We start from the raw sequence: 1,527 nt of genomic DNA on the forward strand, positions 1-1,527 counted from the left end.
GAAGAGCATGAAAGTATTTCTAATGCGTCTATGGAGAAAATTAAATTATTTTCTTCGCACTCAATCTCAAATTGCAGTTCAGACAAGCAAAGAGGTTTTGCGCAGACAAGAAACATCCAATCAAACAAGCGCCTTACATCAAGCGCTTTGTAGCGTTGTCATTCCAGCGCTGAACGAAGAAAAAGCGATTGAGTCGGTTATTCAATACGCACAAAAGGATACCTTCACTGGGGAAGTCATTGTGATTGATGACAGCTCGATTGATAACACAGCCCAAATAGCCCGATCTGCTGGAGCACAAGTACAGAGGAGCTCAATGCTAGGTAAAGGCGCTTCAATGCTTGATGGTGTTCAGATCGCAATGCATGAGTGCATTGTTTTTTTAGATGGCGACCTATCAGGCCTAGAAGAAAATATCATTGCAAAAATGGTAGCACCATTGATTACAGATGACGCTGACTTTGTAAAAGCAAAATTTGGTAGGGGCGGTGGACGAGTTACTGAACTAACTGCCAAACCCATGCTCAAAGTATTTTTTCCAGAACTAGCTGGGATATCTCAACCACTCGGTGGAATTATTGCCGCCAAATCTTCTTTACTTAAAAAGCTCACTTTTGAATCTGGCTATGGTGTAGACATTGGTCTTCTTATTGACGCTCATCTTAAAGGGGCACGTATCTGCGAGGTAGATATTGGTTCTTTAGAGCATGATAGTCAGCCTTTGGTAGACCTTACAACCATGGCCAATGAAGTAGCTCGCGTGATTCATCATTACTCACGCCATGCTGGAAGACTACATGTAGAACAAATCTCTGAGATGTATGAGGAACAAAGACTTGCCTCAGCCTCATTTGATTACATCATCAATCGCCGCAAGGATCGTCGCAAAGTAGTGCTATTAAATATGGATGGCACCATCACACCAAATCAATTTATCCAAGATTTGGCAAGCTTTACTCATACCGAGGAAACTTTAGGAGCCATACTGAATCTTTATCAAAATGATGCCGTTATTCGTGAACAGAAAGTTGCAGAAATTTTCAAATTTACCCATCGAACTCAATTTGAAAAAGTAGCAATGTCGATGCCTATTAAGCCTGGTGTCGTTGAATTTGTAAATCAAATGAAGCGCAATGGCTTTATGGTTGGACTGATATCTGATAGTTACTTTATTGCCGCTGAAATCATGCGCAAGAGAATTTTTGCAGATTTCGCAATTGCTCACACTCTGAGATTTAGAAACGATATTTGTAGCGGAGATTTAAATTTCAATAAAGACTTTTTCCCTGATCGTAGTCATGGGAATTTGCAACCCTGCAAAAGTAATGTGATTAAACGATTTCTCTCCAAAAACAATAAACCAAGTTTCACTGAAGTTTGGGCTATTGGGGATCGGTTAAATGATCTTGATATGCTTTTACTAGCTGATAAGGCCTTTGTGATCGACCCCAAGTCTCCAGAGCTATTGAAGCACAAGCATATTAAACATGTTTCTTCGTTTGAGGATTTATCTCAAGTCGATGTCAT

The 1,527-nt window shown here is 40.2% G+C and carries 1 protein-coding gene; it reads left to right on the forward strand.

What is annotated here, in order from left to right:
* Positions 1-7 precede the first annotated feature (7 nt).
* Positions 8-1,527 (forward strand): glycosyltransferase (locus tag B7X71_RS16730; RefSeq protein ID WP_293601567.1); only part of this gene is annotated, 1,520 nt, incomplete at its 3' end.

The organism is Polynucleobacter sp. 39-46-10, from assembly GCF_002282275.1.